The organism is Hydrogenophaga sp. (assembly GCF_051860785.1).
Taxonomy (GTDB): domain Bacteria; phylum Pseudomonadota; class Gammaproteobacteria; order Burkholderiales; family Burkholderiaceae_C; genus Hydrogenophaga.
Genome location: NZ_JBIMLB010000005.1, coordinates 145,885 through 170,507 on the forward strand (window position 1 = coordinate 145,885; position 24,623 = coordinate 170,507).

The 24,623-nt window shown below is 64.6% G+C and carries 29 protein-coding genes and 3 tRNA genes; 18 read left to right on the plus strand and 14 right to left on the minus strand.

The window, feature by feature from the left end:
• Window positions 1-13 precede the first annotated feature (13 nt).
• From ACTIF6_RS09210 to ACTIF6_RS09245, 8 genes are read left to right on the plus strand one after another with little or no spacing between them, the layout of a single operon-like run.
• On the plus strand, window positions 14-1,192 hold the full coding sequence (locus ACTIF6_RS09210; RefSeq protein ID WP_439587669.1) for a phage tail sheath protein: 1,179 nt from the start codon (window positions 14-16) through the stop codon (window positions 1,190-1,192).
• 34 nt (window positions 1,193-1,226) lie between these two features.
• Window positions 1,227-1,736, plus strand: coding sequence for a phage major tail tube protein (locus tag ACTIF6_RS09215; protein WP_439587670.1), 510 nt, complete (start codon window positions 1,227-1,229; stop codon window positions 1,734-1,736).
• A 21-nt stretch (window positions 1,737-1,757) separates the two neighbouring features.
• Window positions 1,758-2,051: a phage tail assembly protein gene (locus ACTIF6_RS09220; RefSeq protein WP_439587671.1), complete on the plus strand. Its 294-nt coding sequence runs from the start codon at window positions 1,758-1,760 to the stop codon at window positions 2,049-2,051.
• Between the two features lie 8 nt (window positions 2,052-2,059).
• On the plus strand, window positions 2,060-2,185 hold the full coding sequence (locus tag ACTIF6_RS09225) for a GpE family phage tail protein (protein WP_439587672.1): 126 nt from the start codon (window positions 2,060-2,062) through the stop codon (window positions 2,183-2,185).
• 57 nt (window positions 2,186-2,242) lie between these two features.
• Window positions 2,243-2,410 (plus strand): hypothetical protein, encoded by a 168-nt coding sequence (locus ACTIF6_RS09230; protein ID WP_439587673.1) that lies wholly within the window; start codon window positions 2,243-2,245, stop codon window positions 2,408-2,410.
• A 27-nt stretch (window positions 2,411-2,437) separates the two neighbouring features.
• On the plus strand, window positions 2,438-4,873 hold the full coding sequence (locus ACTIF6_RS09235) for a phage tail tape measure protein (RefSeq protein WP_439587674.1): 2,436 nt from the start codon (window positions 2,438-2,440) through the stop codon (window positions 4,871-4,873).
• A gap of 13 nt (window positions 4,874-4,886) precedes the next feature.
• Complete coding sequence (locus ACTIF6_RS09240) at window positions 4,887-5,294, plus strand: phage tail protein (protein ID WP_439587675.1); 408 nt, start codon at window positions 4,887-4,889, stop codon at window positions 5,292-5,294.
• Window positions 5,295-5,298: 4 nt separating this feature from the next.
• Window positions 5,299-6,309, plus strand: coding sequence for a phage late control D family protein (locus ACTIF6_RS09245; protein WP_439587676.1), 1,011 nt, complete (start codon window positions 5,299-5,301; stop codon window positions 6,307-6,309).
• Window positions 6,310-6,335: 26 nt separating this feature from the next.
• Here the strand turns inward: ACTIF6_RS09245 and ACTIF6_RS09250 are convergent, their stop codons facing one another.
• The 6 genes from ACTIF6_RS09250 to ACTIF6_RS09275 all read right to left on the minus strand — a co-directional run bounded on the left by ACTIF6_RS09250 (window position 6,336) and on the right by ACTIF6_RS09275 (window position 10,195).
• Window positions 6,336-7,190: a hypothetical protein gene (locus ACTIF6_RS09250; RefSeq protein WP_439587677.1), complete on the minus strand. Its 855-nt coding sequence runs from the start codon at window positions 7,188-7,190 to the stop codon at window positions 6,336-6,338.
• A gap of 245 nt (window positions 7,191-7,435) precedes the next feature.
• Complete coding sequence (locus tag ACTIF6_RS09255; protein ID WP_439587678.1) at window positions 7,436-7,999, minus strand: hypothetical protein; 564 nt, start codon at window positions 7,997-7,999, stop codon at window positions 7,436-7,438.
• Window positions 8,000-8,001: 2 nt separating this feature from the next.
• Window positions 8,002-8,493, minus strand: coding sequence for a hypothetical protein (locus ACTIF6_RS09260; protein WP_439587679.1), 492 nt, complete (start codon window positions 8,491-8,493; stop codon window positions 8,002-8,004).
• A gap of 27 nt (window positions 8,494-8,520) precedes the next feature.
• Window positions 8,521-9,147, minus strand: coding sequence for a BRCT domain-containing protein (locus ACTIF6_RS09265; protein WP_439587680.1), 627 nt, complete (start codon window positions 9,145-9,147; stop codon window positions 8,521-8,523).
• 137 nt (window positions 9,148-9,284) lie between these two features.
• Entirely contained in the window at window positions 9,285-9,485 is a 201-nt protein-coding gene (locus ACTIF6_RS09270; protein WP_439587681.1) for a hypothetical protein, read from the minus strand.
• Between the two features lie 227 nt (window positions 9,486-9,712).
• Window positions 9,713-10,195, minus strand: coding sequence for a helix-turn-helix domain-containing protein (locus tag ACTIF6_RS09275; RefSeq protein WP_439587682.1), 483 nt, complete (start codon window positions 10,193-10,195; stop codon window positions 9,713-9,715).
• A 67-nt stretch (window positions 10,196-10,262) separates the two neighbouring features.
• Between ACTIF6_RS09275 and ACTIF6_RS09280 the strand changes: the two genes are divergently transcribed.
• From ACTIF6_RS09280 to ACTIF6_RS09325, 10 genes are all read left to right on the plus strand, one after another.
• A complete protein-coding gene (locus ACTIF6_RS09280) occupies window positions 10,263-10,460 on the plus strand; it encodes a hypothetical protein (protein ID WP_439587683.1) in 198 nt (65 codons plus the stop codon).
• Entirely contained in the window at window positions 10,457-10,786 is a 330-nt protein-coding gene (locus ACTIF6_RS09285; RefSeq protein ID WP_439587684.1) for an ogr/Delta-like zinc finger family protein, read from the plus strand. The genes ACTIF6_RS09280 and ACTIF6_RS09285 overlap by 4 nt, the downstream gene beginning before the upstream one ends.
• Window positions 10,787-10,906: 120 nt before the next feature.
• Entirely contained in the window at window positions 10,907-11,251 is a 345-nt protein-coding gene (locus ACTIF6_RS09290; protein ID WP_439587685.1) for a hypothetical protein, read from the plus strand.
• On the plus strand, window positions 11,248-11,409 hold the full coding sequence (locus tag ACTIF6_RS09295; protein WP_439587686.1) for a hypothetical protein: 162 nt from the start codon (window positions 11,248-11,250) through the stop codon (window positions 11,407-11,409). Before ACTIF6_RS09290 ends, ACTIF6_RS09295 begins: the two co-directional genes overlap by 4 nt.
• Before the next feature lie 29 nt (window positions 11,410-11,438).
• A complete protein-coding gene (locus tag ACTIF6_RS09300; protein WP_439587687.1) occupies window positions 11,439-14,237 on the plus strand; it encodes a toprim domain-containing protein in 2,799 nt (932 codons plus the stop codon).
• A gap of 15 nt (window positions 14,238-14,252) precedes the next feature.
• Window positions 14,253-14,462, plus strand: a complete 210-nt coding sequence (locus ACTIF6_RS09305; protein ID WP_439587688.1) for a hypothetical protein — start codon at window positions 14,253-14,255, stop codon at window positions 14,460-14,462.
• On the plus strand, window positions 14,459-14,743 hold the full coding sequence (locus ACTIF6_RS09310; protein WP_439587689.1) for a hypothetical protein: 285 nt from the start codon (window positions 14,459-14,461) through the stop codon (window positions 14,741-14,743). The genes ACTIF6_RS09305 and ACTIF6_RS09310 overlap by 4 nt, the downstream gene beginning before the upstream one ends.
• A 37-nt stretch (window positions 14,744-14,780) precedes the next feature.
• The gene (locus tag ACTIF6_RS09315; protein ID WP_439587690.1) at window positions 14,781-15,413 is read left to right on the plus strand and encodes a hypothetical protein; all 633 of its coding nucleotides are present in this window, start codon (window positions 14,781-14,783) and stop codon (window positions 15,411-15,413) included.
• Complete coding sequence (locus tag ACTIF6_RS09320; protein ID WP_439587691.1) at window positions 15,406-16,359, plus strand: DNA cytosine methyltransferase; 954 nt, start codon at window positions 15,406-15,408, stop codon at window positions 16,357-16,359. The genes ACTIF6_RS09315 and ACTIF6_RS09320 overlap by 8 nt, the downstream gene beginning before the upstream one ends.
• 63 nt (window positions 16,360-16,422) lie before the next feature.
• Window positions 16,423-16,743: a helix-turn-helix domain-containing protein gene (locus tag ACTIF6_RS09325; protein ID WP_439587692.1), complete on the plus strand. Its 321-nt coding sequence runs from the start codon at window positions 16,423-16,425 to the stop codon at window positions 16,741-16,743.
• Here the strand turns inward: ACTIF6_RS09325 and ACTIF6_RS09330 are convergent.
• The 8 genes from ACTIF6_RS09330 to ACTIF6_RS09365 form a co-directional block, all read right to left on the minus strand.
• Entirely contained in the window at window positions 16,702-17,853 is a 1,152-nt protein-coding gene (locus ACTIF6_RS09330) for a site-specific integrase (RefSeq protein ID WP_439587693.1), read from the minus strand. The two genes, ACTIF6_RS09325 and ACTIF6_RS09330, sit on opposite strands and share 42 nt — an antisense overlap.
• Window positions 17,854-18,016: 163 nt before the next feature.
• Window positions 18,017-18,090 (minus strand) — tRNA-Cys (locus tag ACTIF6_RS09335).
• A 73-nt stretch (window positions 18,091-18,163) separates the two neighbouring features.
• Window positions 18,164-18,239 (minus strand) — tRNA-Gly (locus tag ACTIF6_RS09340).
• A 98-nt stretch (window positions 18,240-18,337) separates the two neighbouring features.
• Entirely contained in the window at window positions 18,338-20,770 is a 2,433-nt protein-coding gene (lon, locus tag ACTIF6_RS09345; protein WP_439587694.1) for an endopeptidase La, read from the minus strand.
• Between the two features lie 99 nt (window positions 20,771-20,869).
• Entirely contained in the window at window positions 20,870-22,135 is a 1,266-nt protein-coding gene (gene clpX / locus ACTIF6_RS09350) for an ATP-dependent Clp protease ATP-binding subunit ClpX (protein WP_439587695.1), read from the minus strand.
• A 139-nt stretch (window positions 22,136-22,274) separates the two neighbouring features.
• A complete protein-coding gene (gene clpP, locus ACTIF6_RS09355) occupies window positions 22,275-22,892 on the minus strand; it encodes an ATP-dependent Clp endopeptidase proteolytic subunit ClpP (protein WP_439587696.1) in 618 nt (205 codons plus the stop codon).
• A 181-nt stretch (window positions 22,893-23,073) separates the two neighbouring features.
• On the minus strand, window positions 23,074-24,384 hold the full coding sequence (gene tig / locus ACTIF6_RS09360) for a trigger factor (protein WP_439587697.1): 1,311 nt from the start codon (window positions 24,382-24,384) through the stop codon (window positions 23,074-23,076).
• Between the two features lie 70 nt (window positions 24,385-24,454).
• Window positions 24,455-24,541 (minus strand) — tRNA-Leu (locus tag ACTIF6_RS09365).
• Window positions 24,542-24,623: the final 82 nt, after the last annotated feature.

The window sequence follows — 24,623 nt, forward strand, 5'->3', positions numbered from 1 at the left end:
ACAGGACCAGACCATGTCGCTCGACCAGTACCACCACGGCGTTCGCGTCGTTGAAATCACCGAGGGCACGCGCCCGATTCGCACCGTCGCCACGGCCATCATCGGGCTGATTGCCACCGCGCCCGATGCCAATGCCGACGTGTTCCCGCTCAACGTGCCGGTGCTCGTCACCAACGTCTACAGCGCGCTGGCCGCCGCTGGCGAAAACGGCACGCTCTCCCGCGCCCTCAACGCCATTGCTCAGCAGGCCCGCCCGCTGTGCGTGGTGGTGCGCGTGGACACCGGCGAGAACGAAGCAGCCACCACCAGCAACGTGATCGGCACGGTTCTGCCCTCCGGCCAGAAAACCGGCGCGCAGGCGCTGCTGGCCGCGCAGGCGAAGCTGGGGGTGAAACCGCGCATCCTGGGTGCGCCTGGCCTGGACACGCAGGCCGTGGCCACGGCGCTGGCCAGCGTGGCGCAGAAGCTGCGCGCCATGGCCTACGTGAGCGCGTGGGACTGCGACACCGTGGTGGAGGCCACCGCCTACCGCGAGAACTTCGGCGCGCGCGAGCTGATGGTGATCCACCCGGACTTCATGAGCTGGGACGTGGCCGAGGAAGCCAACGCCGTCACACCGGCCGTGGCCTACGCGCTGGGCCTGCGCGCCAGGATCGACTTCGAGACCGGCTGGCACAAGACCATCAGCAACGTGGCGGTGAACGGGGTGACGGGCATCAGCAAGGACATCTTCTGGGACTTGCAGAGCAGCGCCACGGATGCGGGTGTGCTCAACGCGGCCGGCGTGACCACGCTCATCAACGCCAGCGGCTTCAAGTTCTGGGGTTCGCGCACCTGCAGCGAGGAACCGCTGTTCTCGTTCGAGAGCGCCACGCGCACCGCGCAGGTGCTGGCCGACAGCATTGCCGATGCGCACCTGTGGGCGAGCGACAAGCCGCTGCACCCCAGCATCGTGAAGGACATCCTGGAGGGCGTGAACGCCAAGATGCGCGAGCTGAAAACCCTGGGCTACATCCTCGACGGCTCCGCCTGGTACGACGAGGAGATCAACATGGCCGAGCGGCTGAAGGAAGGCAAGCTGGTCATCGACTACGACTACACGCCCATCCCGCCACTGGAAGACCTGGCCTTCCGCCAGCGCATCACCGACCGCTACTACGCCGACTTCGCCGACCGCGTGGCTCAGGCCTGAAGCGTTCCACCACTGACCCCCGAGGCCACCCACCATGTCCCTGCCCCGCAAGCTCAAGAACTTCAACCTCTTCGTCAACGGCGTCAGCTTCGCCGGCCTGGTGCCGGAGATCACCCTGCCCAAGCTCGCCCGCAAGACCGAGGAATACCAGGCCGGCGGCATGCGCGGCCCGGTGGACTCGGCCCTCGGCCTGGAAAAGCTCGAGCTGCAATGGACGGTGGCCGGCTACCTGCGCGAAATGCTGGCGCAGTGGGGCACCACCACCAGCAGCGGCGTGCTGCTGCGATTTGCCGGTGCGCTGCAGAGCGACGACGACGCGGGCATCACCAGCCTGGAGGTGGTGGTGCGCGGCTACCACAAGGAGATCGACCCCGGCACCGCCAAGCCGGGCGAGAAGACCGAGATCAAGGTCACCAGCGCGCTGAGCTACTACCGCCTGAGCCTGAATGGCGTGGTGGTGATCGAGATCGACATGGTGAACATGATCGAGGTGATCGACGGTGTGGACCTGGCCGCCGCCGAGCGCCTGGCCATCGGCCTGTAACCCCTGCCCGGAACGCCCACCATGAACGCCGACCACACCGTCACCCTCGACCAACCCATCCAGCGCGAGGGCCAGTCCATCGCCGCCCTCACGCTGCGCAAGCCCGCCTCCGGCGAGCTGCGTGGGCTCTCGCTCATCAACCTGCTGCAGATGGATGTGGAGTCGCTCGCCACGCTGCTGCCGCGCATCAGCTCGCCGACCGTGCACCGTGCCGAGGTGCTTGCCATGGACCCGGCCGACACGCTGGCCGCTGGCATTGTGGTGGCGGGTTTTTTGCAGCAGAAGGGCGAGCGGGCCGCATTCCCGAACGCGTAGAGGACGCCATGGCCGACCTGGCCATGGTCTTCCACTGGGCACCGCGCGACATGGATGCCATGAGCATTGCCGAGCTGATGGACTGGCGCGAGCAGGCCCGCAGCCGCCACCAGGGTGAAGAACAGAGCGAGTGAGCATGGCACGCATACCCCGACCCCTATGGACTCCCGCCCCGTCCTATCATGCGGCGCATGTGGTCCGACCTCCTTGTCTACGCGCTCATCGGCCTGATGCTGCTGGTGGCGTTGGGCATGGCGCTGTTGCCGCTGGCACTGTGGTCGGGCCTGTGGGCGCACATGCAAGGCACCGAGCAACGCGCGCACGCCGCCGGCATCAAGCGGCTGCTCAACCGCCGCTGAACCACCGCCCCGCCCCGGGAGCATCCCGTGGCGAATGACCTTCGCCTCTCCGTCATCATGCAACTGGCCGACCGGGCCGGTGCACCGCTGCGCAACATCAGCAAGGGCAGCAAGGACGCCGCCCAGGCGCTGAAGGCCGCGCGCGATCAGCTCAAGCAGCTCGACGGGCAGCAGAAGGCCATTGGCCAGTTTCGCGAGGTGCGCCAGGGCCTTCAGGGCACCAGCGCGCAACTGAAGGCCGCGCAGAACCGCACACGCGCCCTGGCGCAGCAGATGCAGCAGGCCACCGCACCCAGCAAGGCACTGACCCGCGAGTTCAACGCAGCGAAGCGCGAGGCCGCCCAGTTGGGCGAGCGCCTGCAGCGCCAGAGCACGCAGGCCCAGCACCTGCGCGACCGGCTGGGCGCGGCCGGCATCAGCACGCGCACCCTGGGCACGCACGAGCGCAGCCTGCGCGCGCAGGTGGCGAGCACCACCGCTGAGGTGGCGCGCCGCACCGCCGCGCTGAAGCAGCAGGAAGCCGCCCAGCAGCGGCTGCAGCAGCTCAATGCACGGCACGCCAGGCACATGCTGCACACCGGCATGATGGGCGGCACCGGGCTGGGCGCCATGGCGGCCGGGCGCGCGGGTGCCGGGGCCATTGGCGGCTTCCTGGGCGAAGGGGTGGACTTCGAGGCCACCATGTCGCGCGTGCAGGCGCTCACGCGTCTGCAAAAGGACAGCGCGGATCTGGCGGCGCTGCGCGGCCAGGCGCGGCAGCTGGGCGCGGCCACCATGTTCAGCGCCACCGAGGCCGCGCAGGGCCAGGCGTTTCTGGCCATGGCGGGCTTCACACCCAACGCCATCCGCGCGGCCATGCCGGGCCTGCTGGACATGGCCAAGGCCGGCGACATCGATCTGGGCCGGGGCGCGGACATCTCGTCCAACATCCTGAGCGCCTTCGGCATTGACCCCAAGAACATGGGCATGGTGGCCGACGTGCTCACGAAGACCTTCACCACCAGCAACGTGAACCTGGAGATGCTGGGCGACACCATGAGCTACGTGGGGCCGGTGGCTCGCGCGGCCGGCGTGGATCTGCACACCGTGAGCGCCATGGCCGGGCTGCTGGGCAACGTGGGCATACAGGGCCAGAAAGGCGGCACCGCACTGCGGGCCATGCTGCTGCGCCTCTCGGCCCCCACGGCGCGCGCGGCCAGCACCATCGAAGAGCTGGGCGTGAAAACCGCCGACGCCCACGGCAACGTGCGCCCGGTGGTGGACCTGCTGCAGGAGATCGCCGCTGCCACCGAGAAGCTGGGGTCCGGCAAGCGGCTGGAGGTGCTCAAGGACATCTTCGGCGAGGAACCCGCCGCCGCCATGGCCGAACTCATCAGCCAGGCGGGTGCTGGCGGTATCACGAAGTACCTGGCGCAGGTGCGCGACAGCCAGGGCGCGGCGGCTCGCACCGCCGGTGTGATGGCCGACAACATGCGCGGCAACCTGGACGAACTCTCCAGCGCCTGGAGCGACGTGCGCATTGCCGTGAACGAGGCCAACAGCGGCTGGCTGCGCGCTGCGGTGGACAGCCTCACGGGTGTGACCAACGCGGTGGGCCGCTGGGCGCAGGAGAACCCGGGCCTGGTGAAGGCGCTGTCGATGGTGGCTATCGGGCTGGCTGCGGCCATGGTGGTGGGCGGTGGCCTGCTGGTGGTGGTGGCGGCCATCGCCGCCAAGTTCCTGCTGCTGCGCTTCCTGCTGTTGCAGGTGGGCATCCGCACGGGGCTCTTCAGCCTGCTGCTGCGCGGCGGTGCGGTGGCGCTGCGCCTGGTGGGCACGGTGCTGCTGTGGCTGGGGCGGGTGCTGCTCATGAACCCCATCGGCCTGGCCATCACCGGCATCGCCACGGCCGCGTTCCTCATCTACCGCTACTGGGGGCCGATCAAGGCGTTCTTCAGCGGCATGTGGAGCAGCATCGTGCTGGGCGCGCAGACGCTGTGGCAGGCCTTCACGGGCCTGGGCCGGCAGATCATGGACGGGCTCATCGGCGGCATCAGCAGCCGCCTGGCTGCGGTGCGCGACGCCATCACCGGCGTGGCGAGCGCGGCCATTGGGTGGTTCCGCGAGAAGCTGGGCATCCAGAGCCCCAGTCGCGTGTTCATGGCCGCAGGCGAGCACATCGGCCAGGGCGCGGCCATGGGCATCGGGCGCAGTTCGGCGCTGGTGCGCACCGCCGCCACGGGCCTCACAGCCGCCGCACTCACGCCGCTGGCCAGCGGCATGGCGGCCATGGACCAACGCGCGCCGCTCGGTGCCGGCGCGCGTGCGCCCATCGTGGTGCAGGGCGACACCATCACGCTGCACATCACCGCCGCGCCGGGCATGGATCCACAGCAGATCGCCCAGACCGTGCGCGCCGAACTGGACAGGCGCGAGCAGGCCAAGCTGGCCCGGGCGCGCGCCTCGCTGAGCGACATCCACTGAGGGCACCACCACCATGATGATGTGCCTGGGTCAGTTCGTGTTCTCGCTGCACACCCTTGCCTTCCAGGAACTGCAGCGGCAGACGGAATGGCGGCACGCCAGCAACGCCCGTGTGGGCGCGCGGCCCGCCAGCCAGTTCCTGGGGGTGGGGGACGACACCATGACGCTGCAGGGCGTGATCCTTCCGGAGTTTGGCGCGCGCGCCTGGCTGGACGACCTGCACGAGATGGCCGACACCGGCGCGGCCTGGCCGCTGGTGGACGGCACCGGGCGCGTGTACGGCCAGTGGGTCATCAACGCCAAGCAGGAGACTGGCACCCTCTTCACCCGCACCGGCCAGCCCACGCGCATGGACTTCACCGTGACGCTGCGCCGCGTGGACGACAACATCGTCGAGAAGATCACCGAGCGGAGCGCCTGAGGGCATGGCCACGCGCACACCCAGCTACCGCCTGGTGGTGGACGGCACCGACATCACGCCCACGGTGAACGCGCGCCTGGTGGACCTGCAGCTGGAGGAAACGCGCGGCGAAGAGGCGGACCAGCTCAGCCTGACGCTCAGCGACCACGACGGCGCGCTGCAGATCCCGCGCAAGGGCGTGAGCATTGCGCTGGCGCTGGGCTACCGCGAGAGCGGCCTGGTGGACAAGGGCACCTTCACCGTGGACGAAGCCGAGCACAGCGGCACGCCGGACGTGATCACCATCCGCGCCCGCAGCGCCGACCTGAGCCAGAGCCTGCGCAACCGCCGCGAACAGAGCTGGCACGGCACCATCCTGGGCACCCTGCTGCAGACCATGGCCCTGCGCAACGGCCTGCGCCTGCGCGTGGCCACCACGCTGGCGCAGCGCGCCGTGCCCCACATGGACCAGTCCAACGAGAGCGACCTGAACTTCCTCACGCGCCTGGGCCGTCTGCACGACGCCGTGGCCACCATCAAGGCAGGCCACCTGCTTTTCCTGCCCATCGGCCAGGCCACCAACAGCCAGGGCCAGGGCCTGCCCACCTTCACCATCACCCGCGCCGACGGCGACAGGCACCGCTACAGCCAGGCCGACCGCGACCAGTACACGGGCGTGCGCGCGTACTGGCACAGCGCCCACATGGGCAACCGCCGCAGCGTGCTGGTGGGCAGCGCCGTGAATGCCCGAGTGCTGAAAGACACCCACCCCAACGAAGCCACCGCTCTGCAGGCCGCCCAGGGCGAATGGAACCGCATCCAGCGTGGTTCAGCGACGCTGAGCCTGACGCTGGCGCACGGCGAGCCGCTGGTGACACCGGAGACGCCGGTGGTGGTGCGCGGGTTCAAGGCGCAGATCGACGGCACTGGCTGGCTGGTGAGCCGGGCGGTGCATGGGATGGATGGGTCTGGGGGGTACTTGACGGAGGTGGAGCTGGAAGTGAGTCTCGACCACTCAATAGTAAGCAACCAGTAGGTGAACGAGAGGGGATTGGCGTCGTTCTAATCTGCCTCGTTCCAACGATCAACGTCGTTGAAGATGATGCCTGATTGGACGATTTCACCCTCTGAAACCTGTCTAAGCTCAGTGTTTGGGCCAGTTGACACACAGAAACGCGTTTCCCTCTTCTTTCCAAACATGTCCTCATACAGAACTTTGCCGGCCAAGTACACACGGACAGTTCCCTCATTCAATATTTCGTTTACTGTGGCTCGATCTATCGGCGACCCGGACGCGCAAGCAACGTGCCGCCCGGCGGTTGGCGCAAGCGAAAAAGTACCCTTGATTGGGTCTTCAATCTTTCCCATGTCAAAGTCATCAGGCAGTGGAAAAGGCCAGACCTGTATCTTGGCGAAGCAACGGACGTTTGACGCTGGCGTTTGCCCGTGATTCTTCACTTCAAAAACGATCTCGACCTTTTCGTCTGGAGAGAACCGCGACAGGGCCGTAACGGTGGCCGCCACATAGGCGCGGAGCTGGATCTCCGAGCTGATACGAGTGGCCCGCAAAGTGCGATACAGGAGCCAAGCTGCAAACACGCTCGCGATAGCGCCGGCTCCGGAAGACCAAAACATCCACTCGGCCCAGTACGCCATTTCCTGCTGAGCGGCGAGATCGAGCGCTTCTCGCTCCAACTTGGTTGTATCTGCATCTTCCCTTTGCAGCGTCGCACTCTGTCCAACAGAAGTTTGCCCAACCACTAACTGGGGAGCTTGAGATCGTTTCGTTCCATCAGATTGATCTTGCCGTTTGCCAGCCTGAAGTGCAGGGCTAACTGAACTCGAGGCAGGGCTTTGCTGGCCCATGGAAGTGATGGGGGAAAGAGCGAGGGCCAGGACGAAAAGCAGTCTGTTCAATTGCGCCTCTCAGAGTCGGTCCCACCAGTGGTGAGCGCCATTTAACAAATGCATTTCTGGCTAGAGGAGCAGTTCCTACGCCTCGCGCTCGACTGAGTGCTTTTCGTTCGAGTCTTCCGCCATCATGACCCGCGGTGGCATCCTACGCACTGGGCTGAAAGGTCCCGCCGCTTCTCCTCCCTAGCGGCGCACCGCAAGGTGTTGGCCCCGCCTTGTGGCGGGGTCTCTTTTCTCGAGGCAACCTCCTATGCTTCGCTGGTATCAACTCCCGAAGTGTCTTCGAGAATTTTTTTCGCGCTGGCTACGTACGAAGCTCGCGTATTTTTCTTCCTGTTCCAGATACTGGTCAAAGTCCTTATATTCCCATCGGCATCTTCACCCAAGTCCTTGGCCAACTTCTCCTTGTCCAACAGTTTGTTGAGTGCTTGAATCTGGATGTCTTCGGCTGCAATCAGGACGGTGTAGGCGTTCAATGCAACCAATTGCTGTGAGCTACGTGCTTGGGCGGCAAGTGTTTGCCGAGTTTCGAACAGCTCTTCACGCGTGGCGTCCAAAGTAGCCTTCTGGATGTGAATTGACCACGCGAGCAGGGCTAGGGCAGCAAGCGCCACGACCGGATTAAGCAGACCGCCAAAATAGTCGCCGAAGGTCCCCCACGCATTCGCGTCAGCTGCCAGGCAACTACCCGGCGCCCCCCACCCAACTTTGGCAGCGTACAGCACCCCTACAAACACCATGATCGCGAACACGCAGGCCACCACCACCGCCGGGCCATAGGTGGCATTGGATTTCGACTTGGTCTGATCCATGATCAACAAGCTCCTGCGCAAATGGGACTGAAGCCAATGGCGGCAGCAAACACGCCGGCTACAAACGCCAAAAGAGCGCCCCAGCCGAGCACCCAAGGCACTCGCTTCCAACGGGCGACCAACGCCACATCTCTATCGATCAGCGCTGACCACTTCATCTTGTTTTGATAGTAGAGATCGGTTCCCTCAACCCAACTGTCGGTCAGTCTCTGGACCTTGTGCGCAAGAAACGCATGGGCAACACCTACAAGAATCAGACCGAGAACGAAAACCCCGAGCACTACATAGGGCCACGGCTTGACTGCCAAGTCTGGCTTCGCTCCTATGAATGCGAGCATGCCAGCAGCAGCCCCGCCGTTTACCGCCAGGAGGTACGACCAAACCGACCCCGTAACGGTATTGAGCAGCGTGTTCAGTTGGTCGAAGCGGTCGTCCAAGTGTTTGGCGCGGATCGGCGACAGCCACTGCGGTTCATCCCTGCGAAGTTCACTCAATGCTCGTCTCCTTGAAGAGGCTGCACGTTAACCGCCGACGACGGCAAGCCATTTGCGCTCGGTGATGATTCCAAGAGGATGGCCCCCATCGCGCATCTCCGCTGCCTTTTGCAGCTTGCGCCCGAACGATGTGTGGATCCAGTTCGGTGACACCTGGCTGCCCACCACGAGGTACGCGGTGCGTCCGGTCACAGCGCTCTGGGGCAGGCCACCAGCGAGCTCAGTGAGTCGCTCGCACGCCGCACGCGTCCCGTAGAGAAACACGCCCGTGTGACAAACGCCGGCATCCCTGATTCGCACATCGATGTGGTCTGTGACGGGGAGCGCGGTTACCTCAGGAGATGATGAACCCGTCTCGGCAAAGTTGGTGGTTGCCAGGGACAGCAGCACTGACTGGAGGTGGTCCCGCTCTGCCTCTGTGATCACGCCATCGGTCATCACTTCTTTCACCTTGCGCGCGATGACAGATGCGGGCCACCGGTCGATGAGAGCGGCGTTTTCCTCCAGCCAGGTGCTCAGCAGCTTGATCTCAAGATCATGCAGGTGCGCGTCTGCGACCATCGCAGTCACCATGCCCATGAGCATTTCCATGGACCGGTTCAACTGACGCTGGCGGACAGCCGCAATCGCTGCTGCGTTGGTGTCGTCGATCATGTTTTCCTCCTGACCATTGTTGTGAGCGGAATGTATGAGGGCGAGCTGGGGCCCGCAATGCAGGAATCCCTGCCTTCTCCCGATGAGGTGACAAATTTCATGGGCATATGCCCGCATCTGTCCTCGACTGGCAACGCTCAGGCGAGATGGAGGAGCAGGAAGCCAACGGCTGCAGGCCACGGAGGCAGCAGCCATGCGGCGAGAGCAAACATCCACCGCGGGGCGGCATCGGCCTGTGCGCCATTGCTGAATGCCTGAGGGCGAAGCATGCCCACCATCCCTGTGATGAAGATGGCGCCCGCCAGGATGATGAGAAGCCACCCGGCAAACTGAAGCATCACGCCGCCCTCCGCTGAATCCCCAACACCCGCGCCGGCACCCGCTGCCCACACCGCGGCCGCAGGGTCACCGTGAGGTTCACGGTGAGCTGGCCGATGGCGATGGAATTGATGCTGCCTTCTACGGTGGCCTGGATGGATTGAATGAGGCGGTTGGCCGCCCTCGACTGACTGTTGCTGTCTCTCTCTTCTGTGCGCACTGTGCGCCCTCCTTCGGGATTGAAAAATCAGTCGCCCTTCTTCTTGTTGACGACGCTGCCCACCGCCACGCTGGCGATGGATTTGCTGACCCTGGCTTTGGTGACAGTCGTGGCCGGAGTCGATGCGCTGGGTGATGGGGATGCCGGCGACAGGCCGGCGGCGAGGAGTGCCATGTACTGAACGGCTTCCACCTGCCGTTGTGGCGAGCAGCGGTCGAAGTTGTCGAGCACGGCGCGGCGCATCGGGTCGAGCGCGACGGTCTCGGAGAGCCGTTGGCCGGTGAGCAGGTAAAGCACGTCCACGCCCACGTCCTTCATGGCGACGAGCTGATCGGCATCCGGGCTGCGTTCGTTGCGCTCGTAGTTGCCGATGGCGCGCTTGGACATGCCTGTGGCGCTGGCGAGCCCGTCCTGACTCAAACCAAGCCGGACGCGCTCTTGGGACAGTCGCTCACCAAAACTACTACTTTGTGCCACAGAAGCATTGACAGTGGCACGTTTGTGCCACATAATGACCTAAGTTGTGTATTTTCCTGTTACTCAATCCTAACCGAGTGATGGGCTTTTGTGATCGACCATGTCCACGTCCACTGCAAATCAGCCTCGCAAGCGCGTCCCAAATGGCGTGGACAGCGCCCGACCCATTGCTCTGCGGCTGAAGCCTTCCGAGCTCGAGCTGGTGAAGCAGCGGGCGCAGAAGGAACACCGGTCGATGGCTAGCGTGTGCCGCCTGGCGGTGCTGCGTGGCCTGGGCAACGACGAGGCCACGCCATGAGGTTCCCCTGCCCCCATTGCAACGCCTGGGGCCGCGTGCGCACGTCCGAGCGCATGTCGCCCACTGTCTCCTGGCTGTACCTGCAGTGCACGGACCTGGAGTGCGGCCATTCGTGGCGTGTGGATGCGGAGGCCACGGTGACGCTCTCGCCTTCGGCCAAGCCTTGCAGCACGGTGACCATGCCGCTTTCGCCGCATGTGCGGCGCGGCGTGCTCGCGCGCATGCTGGACCTGCTGCCCAACGGCAACCACACGAGCCCGCAGCCGCGCAACGCGGATCTGTTTGACGACGACGCCACCGCAGGCGTGCCGCGCCCGAGCGGATAACGCGCCCCGGCGGCCCTGCACCGGCCGCTGAACCCCAACCCCCAAGCAACCCGCCACAGAGCCCCAACCGGGCGCTGAGGGCATTGCCACGCCTTTTTTCAACCCGACTGGAGGATCTGCATGACCGACACCACCCAACCCGCGCAGCCCCGGCTGCACTTCGACGCCGCCGGCAACCACCTGCAGGAGCACGGTACGCCGGTGCACCCGGACTACCTGAGCGTGGCGCGCAAGCTGGGCGCGCCGCCCTGCCTGCAGGTGCTGACGCGCCTGGTGGCGCGCCGCGCGGATCCGCCGGTGGTGGTGCTCTACAGCTGCGACCTGCCCTTTATGCTGGACTGGCGGCTTTCTTCCGCCACGGCGCGGGATCTGGCAGCGAGCCTGCTGGCGGCAGCGGACACCTGCGACCGCCTTGCGCAGAAGCGCAAGAGCTTGCCGACGGACCTGCACGACATGAAGGCATGACCGCCTGGCGCACCACCCACGTGGACGCGCAGCGCCAGCGCCACGTGCTCCACCACGTGGCGCCCAGCGCGCAAGCCGCGCAGGAACAGGCCGAGGCGCTCTATGGCCTGGCCCTGTACTGCGCCTGCATCTGCATCGGCCGCTGCGCCGCTGCCTGACCCCTTCGCTCGCCCTCCTCCGGTTCTTCATGTCAGACCTCCTGCACGACATCGCCGCGCGCCTGCAAGCCGACTACGCCCTCAAGCCCAAGGGCAAGCACCTGCGCCACGGCGTGTGCCCCAGTTGCCACCAGAAGTGCCTGTGGACGTGGGCGGAAACGCCCTGGGTGGTGAAGTGCGAGCGGTTGAACAACTGCGGCTACGAGGCGCACGCGAAGGAGCTGTTTCCCGAGCTGTTCGAGAGCTGGACCGAGCGCTTTCAGAAGCCGGAAGCGGCCAAGCCCGAGGGGCAGCGCAACCCGAACGCCGCAGCCGATGCCTACCTGCGCCTGGCGCGAGGTTTTCGCCTGGAGCTGATCGCCGGGACCTACACGCAGGAGCACTACTTCGACCAGGACGCCGACGGCGGGCGCGGTGCCGGAACGTCTACCGTGCGGTTCCCATGGGCGAACACCTGGTGGGAGCGGCTGATTGACCGGCCGGCGCGCTTTGGCAAGAAGAAGGCGCGCTTCAAGTGGGATGCCACTTACCAGGGGCTGTGGTGGACGCTGCCGGGCCTTTCGTTTGTGGACGCTGGTGCCGATGCACCTGCGGATGCACCGAAGCCGCCCCGAGAGTTGTGGCTGGTGGAGGGCATCTTTGATGCGATCGCGCTGGCGCACCACGGCGTGGCGGCTGCGGCGCTGCTGAGCTGCAACAACTACCCGGAACACGCCCTGGCCGAACTGCGCGAGCAGCTCAAGCGCCAGGGCGGCACGGTGCCCGAGCCGGTGCTGGTGTGGGCGCTGGACGCGGACAAGGCGGGCCGGGACTTCACGCGCAAACACGTGCGGCGGGCGCGCGAAGACGGCTGGGTGTGCAAGGCCGCGCAGATTCCGCAGCGCGGCAAGGGCAAGGTGGACTGGAACGACCTGCACCAGCGCGACCTGCTGCAGGCGCAGCACCTGAAGGACTACCTGTACCACGGCGCGCTGCTGATTGCGGCGACCGCGCAGGACAAGGCGCTGCTGATCTACAACCACACGGGCCGCGCTGACTTCGACCTGGACCACGGCAACAAGCTCTACTGGTTCAAGCTGGACATGGAGCGCTACCGCAAGGTGGTGCTGCAGCTCGAAGAGGACATTGCCGACGGCCACAAGCCGCACATGACGGAGGAAGAGAAGCGCACGACCGCGCTCATCGAGAGCGGCACGCTGCAGCCCATTGCGAACTGCAAGCCGCAAGCGCTGTACTACCAGCGCAACGAAGTAACGCAGGAGGCCTGGTACTACTTCCGCGTGTCGTTCCCGCACGATGGCGGGGATGTGAAGGGCACCTTCACGGCCGGGCAGCTGACGGCGGCGAGCGAGTTCAAGAAGCAGCTGCTGCACATGGCGCCGGGGGCGATGTTCAGCGGATCCAGCCACCAGCTGGAGCGGATCATGCAGCGGCAGCTCGAGAACCCGAAGATCGTGCAGACGGTCGACTTCATCGGGTACAGCGCGCCGCACCACACGTACATCCTGGGCAAGGTGGCGGTGCACAAGGGGGCCATCCACGAGGCGAACGCCGAGGACTACTTCGACATCGAGCGGCTGTCGATCAAGACGCTGCAGAAGTCGATACGGCTGGACGTGAACACCAACCGGGACGAACACGACCGGAGCTGGGTGCAGCACCTGTGGCACGCCTTCGGGGCCAAGGGCGTGGTGGCGCTGGCGTACTGGTTTGGCAGCCTGTTTGCTGAGCAGATCCGCGCGGACCAGCAGAGCTACCCGTTCCTGGAGATCGTGGGCGAGCCGGGTGCGGGCAAGACCACGCTGATTCAGTTTCTGTGGAAGCTGCTGGGGCGGGACTATGAGGGTTTCGACCCGAGCAAGTCCACCGCGGCCGGGCGGCTGCGCACGTTCACGCAGGTGAGCAACATGCCGATCGTGCTGATCGAGAGCGATCGGGAGACGAAGACCGGCAACCAGGCGCACGTGAAGAGCTTCGACTGGGATGAGCTGAAGGACGCCTACAACGGCAACAGCATCCGCACCACGGGTGTGAAGACGGGCGGCAACGAAACCTACGACCCGCCGTTTCGCGCCTCGATCGTGATCAGCCAGAACAACCAGGTGCAGGCCTCGCAGGCCATCATGGAGCGCATCTGCCACATGACCTTCGACACGAAGGGCTTCACGCCAGCCAGCTACGAGAGCGCCAAGGCGCTGGAGAAGGTGGACATTCCGCAGGTGAGCGGCTTCCTGCTGGCTGCGCTCAAGCGCGAGGCCGAGGCACTGGCCACCATCACCACCGAGACGGACGGCCTCATCCACTGGCTGCTGGGGCAGGACGGGATCCACAAGCCGCGCATTGCGAAGAACCACGCGCAGATCCTGGCGTGTGCGATGGCGCTGCGCCGGGTGGTGCGCTTGAGCGATGAGCAGTTCGACCAGGTGCGCGCGCAGATCGTGACCATGGCCCGCGAGCGGCAGCAGGCCATCAACGCCGACCACCCGCTGGTGCAGGAGTTCTGGGAAGCGTTCGACTACCTGGACAGCCTGGGCACGCACACGGCGAGCGGACTGGATGCACGGCCGACGCTGAACCACAGCCGCGACAACGAGCTGCTGGCGGTGAACCTGAACGAGTTCGTGGAGAAGGCCGCGCTGCACCGCCAGCAGGTGCCGCTGCTGGCCGAGCTGAAGAAGGTGCTGCGCACCAGCAAGACCCGGCGCTTCGTGGACATCAAGTCCGTGAACAGCGCCATCAAGACCCGCATGGACGCCGGCATCGAGGCCGCGAAGACCGTCCATTGCTGGGTGTTCGAACGGCCGGCCGCGCGCCGCGCCAGGCACTGACCCCAGGAGGAAACCATGCCCATCAAACGCACCGAGCCCACCTTGGGCCTGCAGCACCCGAACTTCCGGTACCGGCCGGCGGCGGAGAGCGACATCCGCAAGACCTTCGCCCGAATCAAGCGGGAGCAAAAGGTGGCCAGCCAGGCGGACGACAGCGGCCAGCAGACCCTGGACCTGACCTCCGTGGTGCCGCTGCCGGCCAGGGCGGTGCGGAGCGCGGCGTGACCTCGCCCGACGCGACCGTTTTGCGCGAGGCGTGGGAGGCCATGCGCAGCCGCCACTGCCTGCACCACTGGCCGCAGGACTTCGATGCCGTGATGGCCGACCCGGTGCGCAGCCGCCTGGTGCGCATGGAGGCCTGCGCACGCGCCAGGCCGCGCGTTCAACCGAAGCCGCACCCAGCGCCCTGCCCCCGACCCGAAACGCGCCCACGGCCCGTTCTGGCGGGCCAGGCGGCGCTGTTCGACCGCAAGCGCGCCGCTGCCGGCGAGCGCCTCGACGACTGATTCAACCCAACCCACTCACCACAGGAAGGACCTTCGAGTGCCCCGCAACTTCACCATCGCCCTCACGGGCCTGCCCGACGTGGGCAAGGACACCGTGGCCAGCCTCATCTCGCCCCAGCTCGGCTTTGCCCGCGTCGCCTTCGCCGACGCCCTGCGCCGCGAGGTGAGCGAAGCCTGGCGCATCGACCAGCGCATGCTGACCAACCGCGAAATCAAGGAACTGCCAATCCCGGCACTGGCCGCCGGCATGTGCAGTGCAACCGGCTTCCTGAGGTGGATCGCCGACGGTGGCGAGAGCCTGGTGGATCCACGCAGCCCGCGCTGGATCCTGCAGCAGTGGGCCACCTACCAGCGCCGCTACGACGACGGCCACTACACCGCCATCGCCAAACGCACGATCGGCCGCCTGACAGGCACCGGCTGGAACCGCGTGGTGGTGACCGACCTGCGTCACCCCGTGGAGGCCGACATGCTGCGCAAGCTGGGCGCCAAGGTGGTGCGCGTGCAGCGCCCGGACGCGCGGCCGCTGCCGGCGGAGACAGCCAGCCACAGCAGTGAGAAGCACCACAACATCAAGGCCGATGCGGTGATCGTGAACGACGGGTCGCTGCAGGCGCTGGCGGAGGTGACGGTGCAGTGTCTGGCGGATCTTGGCGTCAACCATGCGTGACGCGTTCGCCTACTACAACGAGATCGATCCGCATGCAGCTCAGTGGCTCAGAAAGCTCATCCGCGCAGGCCATATCGCACCTGGGTACGTCGACGAGCGAAGCATCGAGGACGTGTGCCCCAGTGACCTTGACGGCTTCACGCAGTGCCATTTTTTCTCGGGCATCGGTGTGTGGAGCCTTGCCCTTCGGCGGGCGGGCTGGCGCGACGACCGACCTGTTTGGACCGGTTCCTGCCCCTGCCAACCTTTCTCCTCGGCAGGCAAAGGCGCTGGGTTTGATGACCAGCGGCACCTGTGGCCAGCCTTCCACCACCTCATCGAGAAGCGCCACCCTCCAGTCGTCCTTGGAGAGCAGGTTGCAAGCAAGGACGCGGACCCTTGGATCGACCTTGTATGCGCTGACCTGGAAGCCCTGGGTTACGCCTTCGGGGCGGTCCCGTTCCCGTCTGCGGGCATCGGTGCGCCGCACATCCGAGACCGCGTGTATTGGGTGGCCTACACCTCAGGCGCGCGATCACAAAGGCGCGGACACGGCCGGAGTGCACGATCGTGGCGGCAAGGGGGCGCCACTGAACGAGGTGGCTCGCTTGGCGGGCTGGGGCACTCCAACGGCATCAGAGCCGGGTGGAACAGGAGATCAGTACGTGGCACGCTCGATCGCGTCCACGGGCAACTCGGCTCCGACCATGCTGACGCACCAGGTGGCGCTATGCGAATGGCCGACTGCAACGCTGAACGGTCCGGCCCGGTTAACGGCTTGTGGCGAGATGCTGACTGGCTGCTGTGCAGGGATGGCCACTGGCGGCCAGTTGAACCCGGCACATTCCCGCTGGCTCATGGGGCTCCCGCCCGAGTGGGACGCCTGCGCGCCTACGGCAACGCGATCAACGCCGAAGCGGCGCGCGCGTTCGTTGAATGCGTGATGCAAATCAAGGAAAACCCATGACTCTCAAAGACACCACAGAGCCTGCCAGTGGTGCGACTACCGCATGCCGCACGTGTTTCACGTATGACTGACACCCCACCCATTCTCAACGCCGCCCAGTTAGCCACCCTGCTCCGGTGCAGCGAGCGCACTGTGGAGGACTATGCACGCACCGGCAGAATTCCCGGCACCAAATTCGGTGACAGCTGGGTGTTCGTCTATGAGCTGGTGATCGAGGCCGTGAAGCGCATCAGCCTGGAAGAGGCTGCCAAGCGGAGCACGCCGTCGAAGCCCGACGCGCCTGCGGCAGTGATCGTCTCGCCGAAGTCACGCAAGCGGCGCGAGCCGCCAGGCCTTCGGCTGTTACCCCAGCATGCGGTCAGCCAGATCCTCACCCCGCAGTGAGGCATAGCGAAGGAACATTTTGGGATCGCTCCATCCCATGATTTTGCAGACCTCGATCTCGCTCCACATCCAGCGGCCGGACTTATCGCGCATCGTGATCCACCGGCACGTCGCTTCGTGGCGCAGGTCGTGTTCGGTGAATCCATCGACCTTGGCATAGGCGAATAGCACGGCGAAGCGTGCAGACAGCCGGTTGGATGCCCGCTTGATGTCATCCTCGGCGCCGGACCAGAACGGGAACACCAGGCCCACGCGGTCCTTGCACCACTGCGCCAGGATCAACCGCAGTGCCGGCACCAGGGGCACCACCCTCGGCTTGATCCGCCCACGCTCCCCCTTGGAGCCTTCCACGCGCAGCACGCCCCGCGCATGGTCAACCTGATCCACCCGCAGCTTGAACGCTTCCGACAGCCGCAGGCCCGTGTTCACCACCAGGTCGAACAGCAGCACGAAGGCATCATCGACTTGCAGCCCACGCTCTCTGTCGTCGCGCTTCACGCCGGCCAACGCAGCCCTGATGCGGGCCTCTTCATCGGCATCAAGACGCCTGTCTCGCGCGTTGTCGTTCTTGGGCCGCTTGTTGACCTTGGCCAGCTCCGCAGCCTCGGCTGGGGTGTACTGGCTATAGCCGCGCGGCATCATGCGCAAAGGATTGGCGGGCTGCAAGTCGCCGTCCTTCAAGGTAGCGCGTATGTGCCAGTCCATCACCCTTGCCAGCGCGCCCACACGCTTGCGCACCGTGCCAGGAGCAAGGTGCTGCCTGACCTTCATGGTGCGCACCCATTCATCCGCCCAGCGCGCACTGATGTTGGACGTGCGAGACGCGCCGACTTCACGCTCAAGCAGCGCCAGGGTCTCGTGATCTGAGGGAGCCACAGACACGCTCTTTCGATAGGCGTCGACCAGGTCATCCAGACGCCTGCCAATGCGACGCCGTGAGTCTTCGAGCAGCTCGGCCGGCACGATGCCACGATCGAGCAGCTGCTCGATGTGGTCTGCATATGTAGTGGCCGCAGCCTCGCTATCGAGCGTCACAAACAGCGGCTTTGGCAGCAGCTTGTGTTTGATGCGAACCTGGTACTTGTCCCCGCGCTTTTGAATGGATGCCATGCGCGAATGCTAACTTGACTCGTCGGACAAATGAGTCCGGACAACGGTAGCAATGCTACGAATTTTGGTAGCACAAACACGCTTCCTGGCGCAGTCCCAGCGCAGCCAGAAACAAAAAAGCCGCGGTGTTCGCGGCTAAGTGTTTGAAGTACCTAGAAATTTTTGGAGGCGCGATCCGGAGTCGAACCGGACTAACCGGATTTGCAATCCGGGGCATAACCGCTTTGCTATCGCGCCATCAGAATCAGTGCCCAAAACACCAATCTGAAACCCTGACAAAAAAGGGAAGCAGAGCTTCCCTTTTTGAATCTGGAGCGGGAAACGAGACTCGAACTCGCGACCTCAACCTTGGCAAGGTTGCGCTCTACCAACTGAGCTATTCCCGCATGTTTTCATGCTTGCGCAGAATCAATTCTGTGCTCGCCGAAAACCAAAATTATAGCGCAAAAAAAACCGGCTCTTTCAAGCCGGTTTCATTTTTTGATCAGTGCTTCACGGCGTCCGGTGGCGGAGCTGGCGTGCGCACTGAAGCGGCCGCGATCTGCGCCGCCACCTCTTCATCGGTCAGGGGAACGGGTTGGCGCTCCAACGCAATCGAGAGCACCTTGTCGATCCATTTCACCGGCACGATCTCCAGGCCCTGCTTCACGTTGTCGGGGATATCAGCCAGGTCTTTGACGTTCTCTTCAGGAATGATCACGGTCTTGATGCCGCCGCGCAGAGCCGCCAGCATCTTCTCCTTCAACCCCCCGATGGCCGTGACCTCTCCACGCAACGTGATCTCGCCCGTCATGGCCACGTCGGCGCGCACGGGAATGCCGGTAATGGCCGACACCAGAGCGGTGGTCATGGCTGCGCCAGCACTTGGGCCATCCTTGGGCGTGGCGCCGTCCGGCACGTGGATGTGGATGTCGCGCTTGTCGAACTGCTCGTCCTTGATACCCAGCATGTGCGCACGACTGCGAACCACGGTGCGGGCCGCCTCCACCGATTCCTTCATCACATCGCCCAGCGAGCCGGTGCGCGTGATGACACCCTTGCCCGGCATCGTGGCAACCTCGATGGTCAGCAGGTCGCCGCCCACTTCGGTCCAGGCCAGGCCAACCACCTGACCCACCTGGTTCTGCGCCTCGGCGCGTCCGTAGTTGTACTTGCGCACACCCAGGAACTCGCTGAGGTTGTCGGCCGTCACCACCACGGTGGGGGTGTACTTCTTGAGCAACAGGCCCTTGACGACCTTGCGGCAGATCTTGGAGAGATCGCGTTCCAGCGAACGGACGCCGGCCTCACGCGTGTAATAACGAACGATGTCGCGCACGGCTTCCTCGCGCACCTCGAGCTCGCCCTCTTTCAGGCCGTTGTTCTTGAGCTGCTTGGGCAGCAGATAACGCATGGCGATGTTGACCTTCTCGTCCTCGGTGTACCCCGAGAGGCGGATCACTTCCATGCGGTCCAGCAACGCTGGCGGAATGTTCATCGAGTTCGAGGTCGCAACGAACATCACATCGGAGAGGTCGAAGTCGACCTCGACGTAGTGATCGCCGAAGGTGTGGTTCTGTTCCGGGTCCAGCACCTCGAGCAGCGCGCTCGAAGGATCACCCCGGAAGTCGGTGCCGAGCTTGTCGATTTCGTCGAGCAGGAACAGCGGGTTGCGGGTGCCGACCTTGGACAGGCTCTGCAGGACCTTGCCAGGCATCGCGCCGATGTAGGTGCGGCGGTGCCCGCGGATCTCTGCCTCGTCTCGCATGCCCCCCAGCGCCATGCGCACGTACTTGCGCCCCGTGGCCTTGGCCACCGACTGACCCAGCGAGGTCTTGCCCACACCAGGCGGGCCGACCAGGCACAGGATCGGCGCCTTGACCTTGTCCACGCGCTGCTGGACCGCGAGGTATTCCAGGATGCGGTCCTTCACCTTTTCCAGGCCGTAGTGGTCTTCGTTCAGCACCGCCTCGGCATGCGCCAGGTCGTGCTTGATCTTGGTCTTCTTGCTCCAGGGCAGCGCCACGAGTGCGTCGATGTAGTTGCGCACCACGGTGGCCTCGGCCGACATGGGCGACATCAGCTTGAGCTTCTTGAATTCGGCATCGGCCTTCTTGCGCGCCTCGGCGGGCATCTTGGCGGCCTTGATCTTCTTTTCGATCTCTTCGATGTCGGCACCCTCTTCGCCTTCACCCAGTTCCTTCTGGATGGCCTTGACCTGCTCGTTGAGGTAGAAGTCGCGCTGGTTCTTTTCCATCTGGCGCTTCACGCGCCCGCGGATCTTCTTGTCGACGTTGAGGATGTCGACCTCGCGCTCGAGTTGTTCGAACAGGTTCTCCAGCCGCTTGTTCACCGGGTCGAGATCGAGCACGACCTGCTTGGACTCGAGCTTGAGGGGCAGATGGGCGGCGATCGTGTCGGCCAGACGACCCGGATCGTCGATGCTGGAGATGGACGTGAGGATCTCGGAGGGGATCTTCTTGTTGAGCTTGACGTACTGGTCGAACTGCTGCATCACGGCGCGACGCAGGGCTTCGAGCTCGTTGGACGGGGTGTCGGCCTTTTCGACGCCCGGATCGACCGGGCTGACGCTGGCGACGAAATGGGTCTCACCGTCGCGGATATCGAGCACCTTGGCGCGCTGCACGCCCTCGACCAGCACTTTCACCGTGCCGTCGGGCAGCTTGAGCATCTGCAGGATGGTGGCCACGCAGCCCATCTCGAACATGTCGTCGGTGGACGGTTCGTCCTTGGCGGCGGCCTTCTGCGCCACCAGCATGATGCGGCGCTCGGATTCCATCGCGGCTTCAAGCGCCTTGATGCTCTTGGGGCGACCCACGAACAGTGGGATCACCATGTGCGGGAACACGACCACGTCGCGCAAAGGCAGCAACGGGAGTTCAACCGGCGAACTGGGTAAAGGAGTTTGTCCGGACATGTCAACCTCGACTAAAACGGGTAAATGGGGTTGGTGCGGGCGATCTCAACCGGACGCATCGACCGCTTCGACGCCCGCAATGCGTGCGCCGGTGGACCATCAGGCCTGCCTGGCCGCTTCGCGGTACACCAGCAGGGGCGGCTTGTTCTCATCGATGGTGGACTCGTCGACCACCACCTTCTCCACATTGCTCATGCCCGGCAGATCGAACATGGTGTCGATCAGCGCGTTTTCCAGGATCGAACGCAGACCGCGAGCGCCGGTCTTGCGCGCCAGTGCCTTGCGAGCGATGGCCTTGAGCGCCGTAGGGCGCACTTCCAGTTCGGCGCCTTCCATGGACAGCAGCCGGGAAAACTGTTTGACGACCGCATTCTTCGGCTCGGTCAGGATTTCGACCAATGCATCCTCGCTGAGTTCCGAGAGTGCTGCGATCACAGGCACACGGCCGACAAGCTCCGGGATCAAGCCGAACTTGATCAGGTCTTCCGGCTCGATCTCCTTGAACGCCTCGGTCACGCTGCGCTGCTGCTTGCTCTTGACGGTGGCGCCAAACCCGATCCCCGACGCCTCGGTGCGGTTGTCGATGATCTTCTCCAGCCCGGCAAACGCGCCACCGCAGATGAACAGGATGTTGGTGGTGTCCACCTGCAGGAAATCCTGGTTCGGATGCTTGCGGCCGCCCTGAGGCGGCACGGAGGCCATGGTGCCCTCGATGAGCTTGAGCAGAGCCTGCTGAACGCCTTCGCCCGACACGTCTCGGGTGATCGAGGGGTTGTCGGACTTGCGGGTGATCTTGTCGATCTCATCGATGTAGACGATGCCCTGCTGGGCGCGTTCGACGTCGTAGTTGCAGCTCTGGAGCAGCTTGGCCACGATGTTCTCCACGTCCTCACCCACGTAGCCGGCTTCGGTCAGCGTGGTGGCATCGGCCATGACGAAAGGCACGTTGAGCATGCGCGCCATGGTCTGGGCCAGCAACGTCTTGCCCGAACCGGTGGGACCGATGAGCAGGATGTTGCTCTTGGCCAGTTCCACATCGTCCTTGCGAGCCGCCTGCTTGTGACGCAGACGCTTGTAGTGGTTGTAGACCGCCACGGCCAGCGCGCGCTTGGCGGGCTGCTGACCGATGACGTAGTTGTCCAGGTTCGCCTTGATCTGGGCGGGCGTGGGGACATCATCGCCCGACGCTTTGACCGACTCGAGACCGGGCAACTCATCGCGAATGATGTCGTTGCACAGGTCGATGCACTCGTCGCAGATGAACACCGAAGGACCGGCGATCAGCTTCTTGACCTCGTGCTGGCTCTTGCCGCAAAACGAGCAGTAGAGTGCTTTTTCACTAGAGGCGGCTTTTTTGTCGGCCATAGGTTGGAGGGCTCGGGTGAAGCGATGTCAACAATGATAGTTCAAGGGCGAAGGGGGACAAACGGGGGAAAAGCGCCGGAATTGGCACCATGTCCACCATTTATCGCCCCTCAACGGCCGGTCGGCCTGCAATAGCGCCTCAAGTCGTGCCGGGCCGCTTTTCGATGACCTTGTCGATCAGGCCATATTCGTGGGCTTCGCCGGCCGTGAGGAAGTAGTCGCGCTCGGTGTCCTGCTTGATCTTTTCCAGCGGCTGGCCCGTGCGTTCGGCCAGGATGCGGTTCATCTGGTCCTTGGTGCGCAGGATGTCGCGGGCATGGATCTCGATGTCGGTGGCCTGGCCTCGTGCGCCGCCCAGCACCTGGTGAATCATGATCTTGGAGTTGGGCAGTGAGAAACGCTTGCCCTTGGCGCCTGCGGCCAGCAGGAAGGCGCCCATGCTGGCGGCAAAGCCGCAGCACAGCGTGGACACGTCGGGCTTGATGAAATTCATCGTGTCGTAGATCGCCATGCCGGCGGTCACGCTGCCGCCGGGCGAGTTGATGTAGAACGAAATGTCCTTGTCGGGGTTCTCGCTCTCCAGGAACAGCAACTGCGCCACCACGAGGTTGGCGGTCTGGTCGTTCACCTCGCCCACCAGGAAGATCACGCGTTCCTTGAGCAGGCGCGAGTAGATGTCGTAGGAGCGTTCGCCGCGGCCCGACTGCTCGATGACCATGGGCACCATGCCCAAACCTTGAATGTCCATTGCGCTCATGCGTTTCTCCATGTGTTGATGCTTGCCATGCCACTACTGTAACCAACCCGCCGAGGCCGCCATCCGCCCTGGCGCAAGACCGGAACGACCGCAGGGCCGCGGAGATACTGGCAGATGGGGGACGAACCGGAAAAAGAAAGGGCGGATCGCTCCGCCCTGTTTCGTTGACCTGGAATCCCGATCAGGACTGGGCCATCAGTTCATCGAAGCTGACGGATTTTTCCGTGACCTGAGCCTTGGACAGCACGAATTCCGTGACGTTGTTCTCGATCACGATGGCTTCGACTTCGGCCATGCGGCGGTTGTCGCTCTGGTACCAGCGCACCACATCGGCCGGCTTCTCGTAGGAAGCCGACAGTTCCTCGATGTGGGCCTTGATCTGCTCGGGCTTGGCGTGCAGTTCGTTGGCGCGCACCAGCTCAGCCACCACCAGGCCCAGACGCACACGACGTTCGGCCTGCGGGCGGAACAGTTCCTCAGGGATCGGCGCCTTGTCGGCGTCCTTCACGCCACGCTGCTTCAGGTCGGCGCGGGCACCTTCCACGAGGCGGTCGAGTTCGGACTGCACCACCGACTTGGGCAGATCCAGTTCGGCCTTGGCGATCAGCGCGTCCATCACGGCCTGCTTGTTGCGGGCCTGCAGGCGGAACTTGACTTCGCGCTCCAGGTTCTTGCGGATGTCGGCGCGCAGGCCTTCCACGGTGCCTTCGGCGATGCCGAGCGACTTGGCCAGGGCTTCATCCACCTCCGGCAGGTGGGCGGCTTCGAGCTTGTTGACCGTGACCAGGAAGTCGGCGGTCTTGCCGGCCACGTCCTTGCCGTGGTAATCGGCCGGGAAAGCCAGTGGGAAGGTCTTGGATTCGCCAATCTTCATGCCGCGCACGGCGTCTTCGAATTCCTTGAGCATCTGGCCATCGCCCACGATGAACTGGAAGGCCTCGGCCTTGCCGCCCTCAAAAGGCTCGCCGTCGATCTTGCCGCTGAAGTCGATGGTGGCGCGGTCGCCGTCCTGGGCGGCCTGGTCCTGCGCGCGCTGCGCGAAGGTGCGGCGCTGCTTGCGCAGGATGTCGAGCGTGCGGTCGATGGCGGCGTCGTCGACTTCGGCGGCCACTTTCTCGACCGTGGCGGTGGACAGATCGGCGATCTTCACTTCGGGATAGACCTCGAAAACAGCGTCGAAGGTCAACTGGCCTTCAGGCGCGCCTTCCTTCTCGGTGATCTTCGGCTGCCCGGCCACGCGCAATTGCGCTTCGTTGGCGGCGCTGGCAAAGGCCTCACCCACCTTGTCGTTCATGACCTCGTAGTGCACCGAGTAGCCGTAGCGCTGGGCCACGACGTTCATGGGCACCTTGCCGGGACGGAATCCGTCCATTTTCACGTCGCGGGCAATGCGCTTGAGGCGGCTGGACACTTCGTTCTGGATCACATCGGCCGGCAGCGTCAGCGTGATCTTGCGCTCCAGCTTCTCCAGGGTTTCAACGGTCACGGTCATGGTTCTCTCCAAAAGGGTGTCGGTCAACCAGCCTGTCTGGCCGACCCGGGGAAATGCTTTGTCTGTGGTGTGGTGCGCGGGGGGGGACTCGAACCCCCACACCATTGCTGGCGTCAGGACCTAAACCTGGTGCGTCTACCAATTTCGCCACCCGCGCGCCTCGTAGGGGGTTTCCGACGCAGCGCAAAGGGTTCGCTGGGCGGCCGGTTGTCCACTTCACGGCAACCTTAGATTGTAGC

Excerpts from the sequence above, each read along its gene's own strand:
- ACTIF6_RS09210 (WP_439587669.1), top strand. The coding sequence starts at position 14 with ATGTCGCTCGACCAGTACCACCACGGCGTTCGCGTCGTTGAAATCACC.
- ACTIF6_RS09215 (WP_439587670.1), top strand. The coding sequence starts at position 1,227 with ATGTCCCTGCCCCGCAAGCTCAAGAACTTCAACCTCTTCGTCAACGGC.
- ACTIF6_RS09220 (WP_439587671.1), top strand. The coding sequence starts at position 1,758 with ATGAACGCCGACCACACCGTCACCCTCGACCAACCCATCCAGCGCGAG.
- ACTIF6_RS09225 (WP_439587672.1), top strand. The coding sequence starts at position 2,060 with ATGGCCGACCTGGCCATGGTCTTCCACTGGGCACCGCGCGACATGGAT.
- ACTIF6_RS09230 (WP_439587673.1), top strand. The coding sequence starts at position 2,243 with ATGTGGTCCGACCTCCTTGTCTACGCGCTCATCGGCCTGATGCTGCTG.
- ACTIF6_RS09240 (WP_439587675.1), top strand. The coding sequence starts at position 4,887 with ATGATGATGTGCCTGGGTCAGTTCGTGTTCTCGCTGCACACCCTTGCC.
- ACTIF6_RS09245 (WP_439587676.1), top strand. The coding sequence starts at position 5,299 with ATGGCCACGCGCACACCCAGCTACCGCCTGGTGGTGGACGGCACCGAC.
- ACTIF6_RS09255 (WP_439587678.1), bottom strand. The coding sequence starts at position 7,999 with ATGGATCAGACCAAGTCGAAATCCAATGCCACCTATGGCCCGGCGGTG.
- ACTIF6_RS09265 (WP_439587680.1), bottom strand. The coding sequence starts at position 9,147 with ATGATCGACGACACCAACGCAGCAGCGATTGCGGCTGTCCGCCAGCGT.
- ACTIF6_RS09270 (WP_439587681.1), bottom strand. The coding sequence starts at position 9,485 with ATGCTTCAGTTTGCCGGGTGGCTTCTCATCATCCTGGCGGGCGCCATC.
- ACTIF6_RS09275 (WP_439587682.1), bottom strand. The coding sequence starts at position 10,195 with ATGTGGCACAAACGTGCCACTGTCAATGCTTCTGTGGCACAAAGTAGT.
- ACTIF6_RS09280 (WP_439587683.1), top strand. The coding sequence starts at position 10,263 with ATGTCCACGTCCACTGCAAATCAGCCTCGCAAGCGCGTCCCAAATGGC.
- ACTIF6_RS09285 (WP_439587684.1), top strand. The coding sequence starts at position 10,457 with ATGAGGTTCCCCTGCCCCCATTGCAACGCCTGGGGCCGCGTGCGCACG.
- ACTIF6_RS09290 (WP_439587685.1), top strand. The coding sequence starts at position 10,907 with ATGACCGACACCACCCAACCCGCGCAGCCCCGGCTGCACTTCGACGCC.
- ACTIF6_RS09295 (WP_439587686.1), top strand. The coding sequence starts at position 11,248 with ATGACCGCCTGGCGCACCACCCACGTGGACGCGCAGCGCCAGCGCCAC.
- ACTIF6_RS09300 (WP_439587687.1), top strand. The coding sequence starts at position 11,439 with ATGTCAGACCTCCTGCACGACATCGCCGCGCGCCTGCAAGCCGACTAC.
- ACTIF6_RS09305 (WP_439587688.1), top strand. The coding sequence starts at position 14,253 with ATGCCCATCAAACGCACCGAGCCCACCTTGGGCCTGCAGCACCCGAAC.
- ACTIF6_RS09320 (WP_439587691.1), top strand. The coding sequence starts at position 15,406 with ATGCGTGACGCGTTCGCCTACTACAACGAGATCGATCCGCATGCAGCT.
- ACTIF6_RS09325 (WP_439587692.1), top strand. The coding sequence starts at position 16,423 with ATGACTGACACCCCACCCATTCTCAACGCCGCCCAGTTAGCCACCCTG.
- ACTIF6_RS09330 (WP_439587693.1), bottom strand. The coding sequence starts at position 17,853 with ATGGCATCCATTCAAAAGCGCGGGGACAAGTACCAGGTTCGCATCAAA.
- lon (WP_439587694.1), bottom strand. The coding sequence starts at position 20,770 with ATGTCCGGACAAACTCCTTTACCCAGTTCGCCGGTTGAACTCCCGTTG.
- clpX (WP_439587695.1), bottom strand. The coding sequence starts at position 22,135 with ATGGCCGACAAAAAAGCCGCCTCTAGTGAAAAAGCACTCTACTGCTCG.
- clpP (WP_439587696.1), bottom strand. The coding sequence starts at position 22,892 with ATGAGCGCAATGGACATTCAAGGTTTGGGCATGGTGCCCATGGTCATC.
- tig (WP_439587697.1), bottom strand. The coding sequence starts at position 24,384 with ATGACCGTGACCGTTGAAACCCTGGAGAAGCTGGAGCGCAAGATCACG.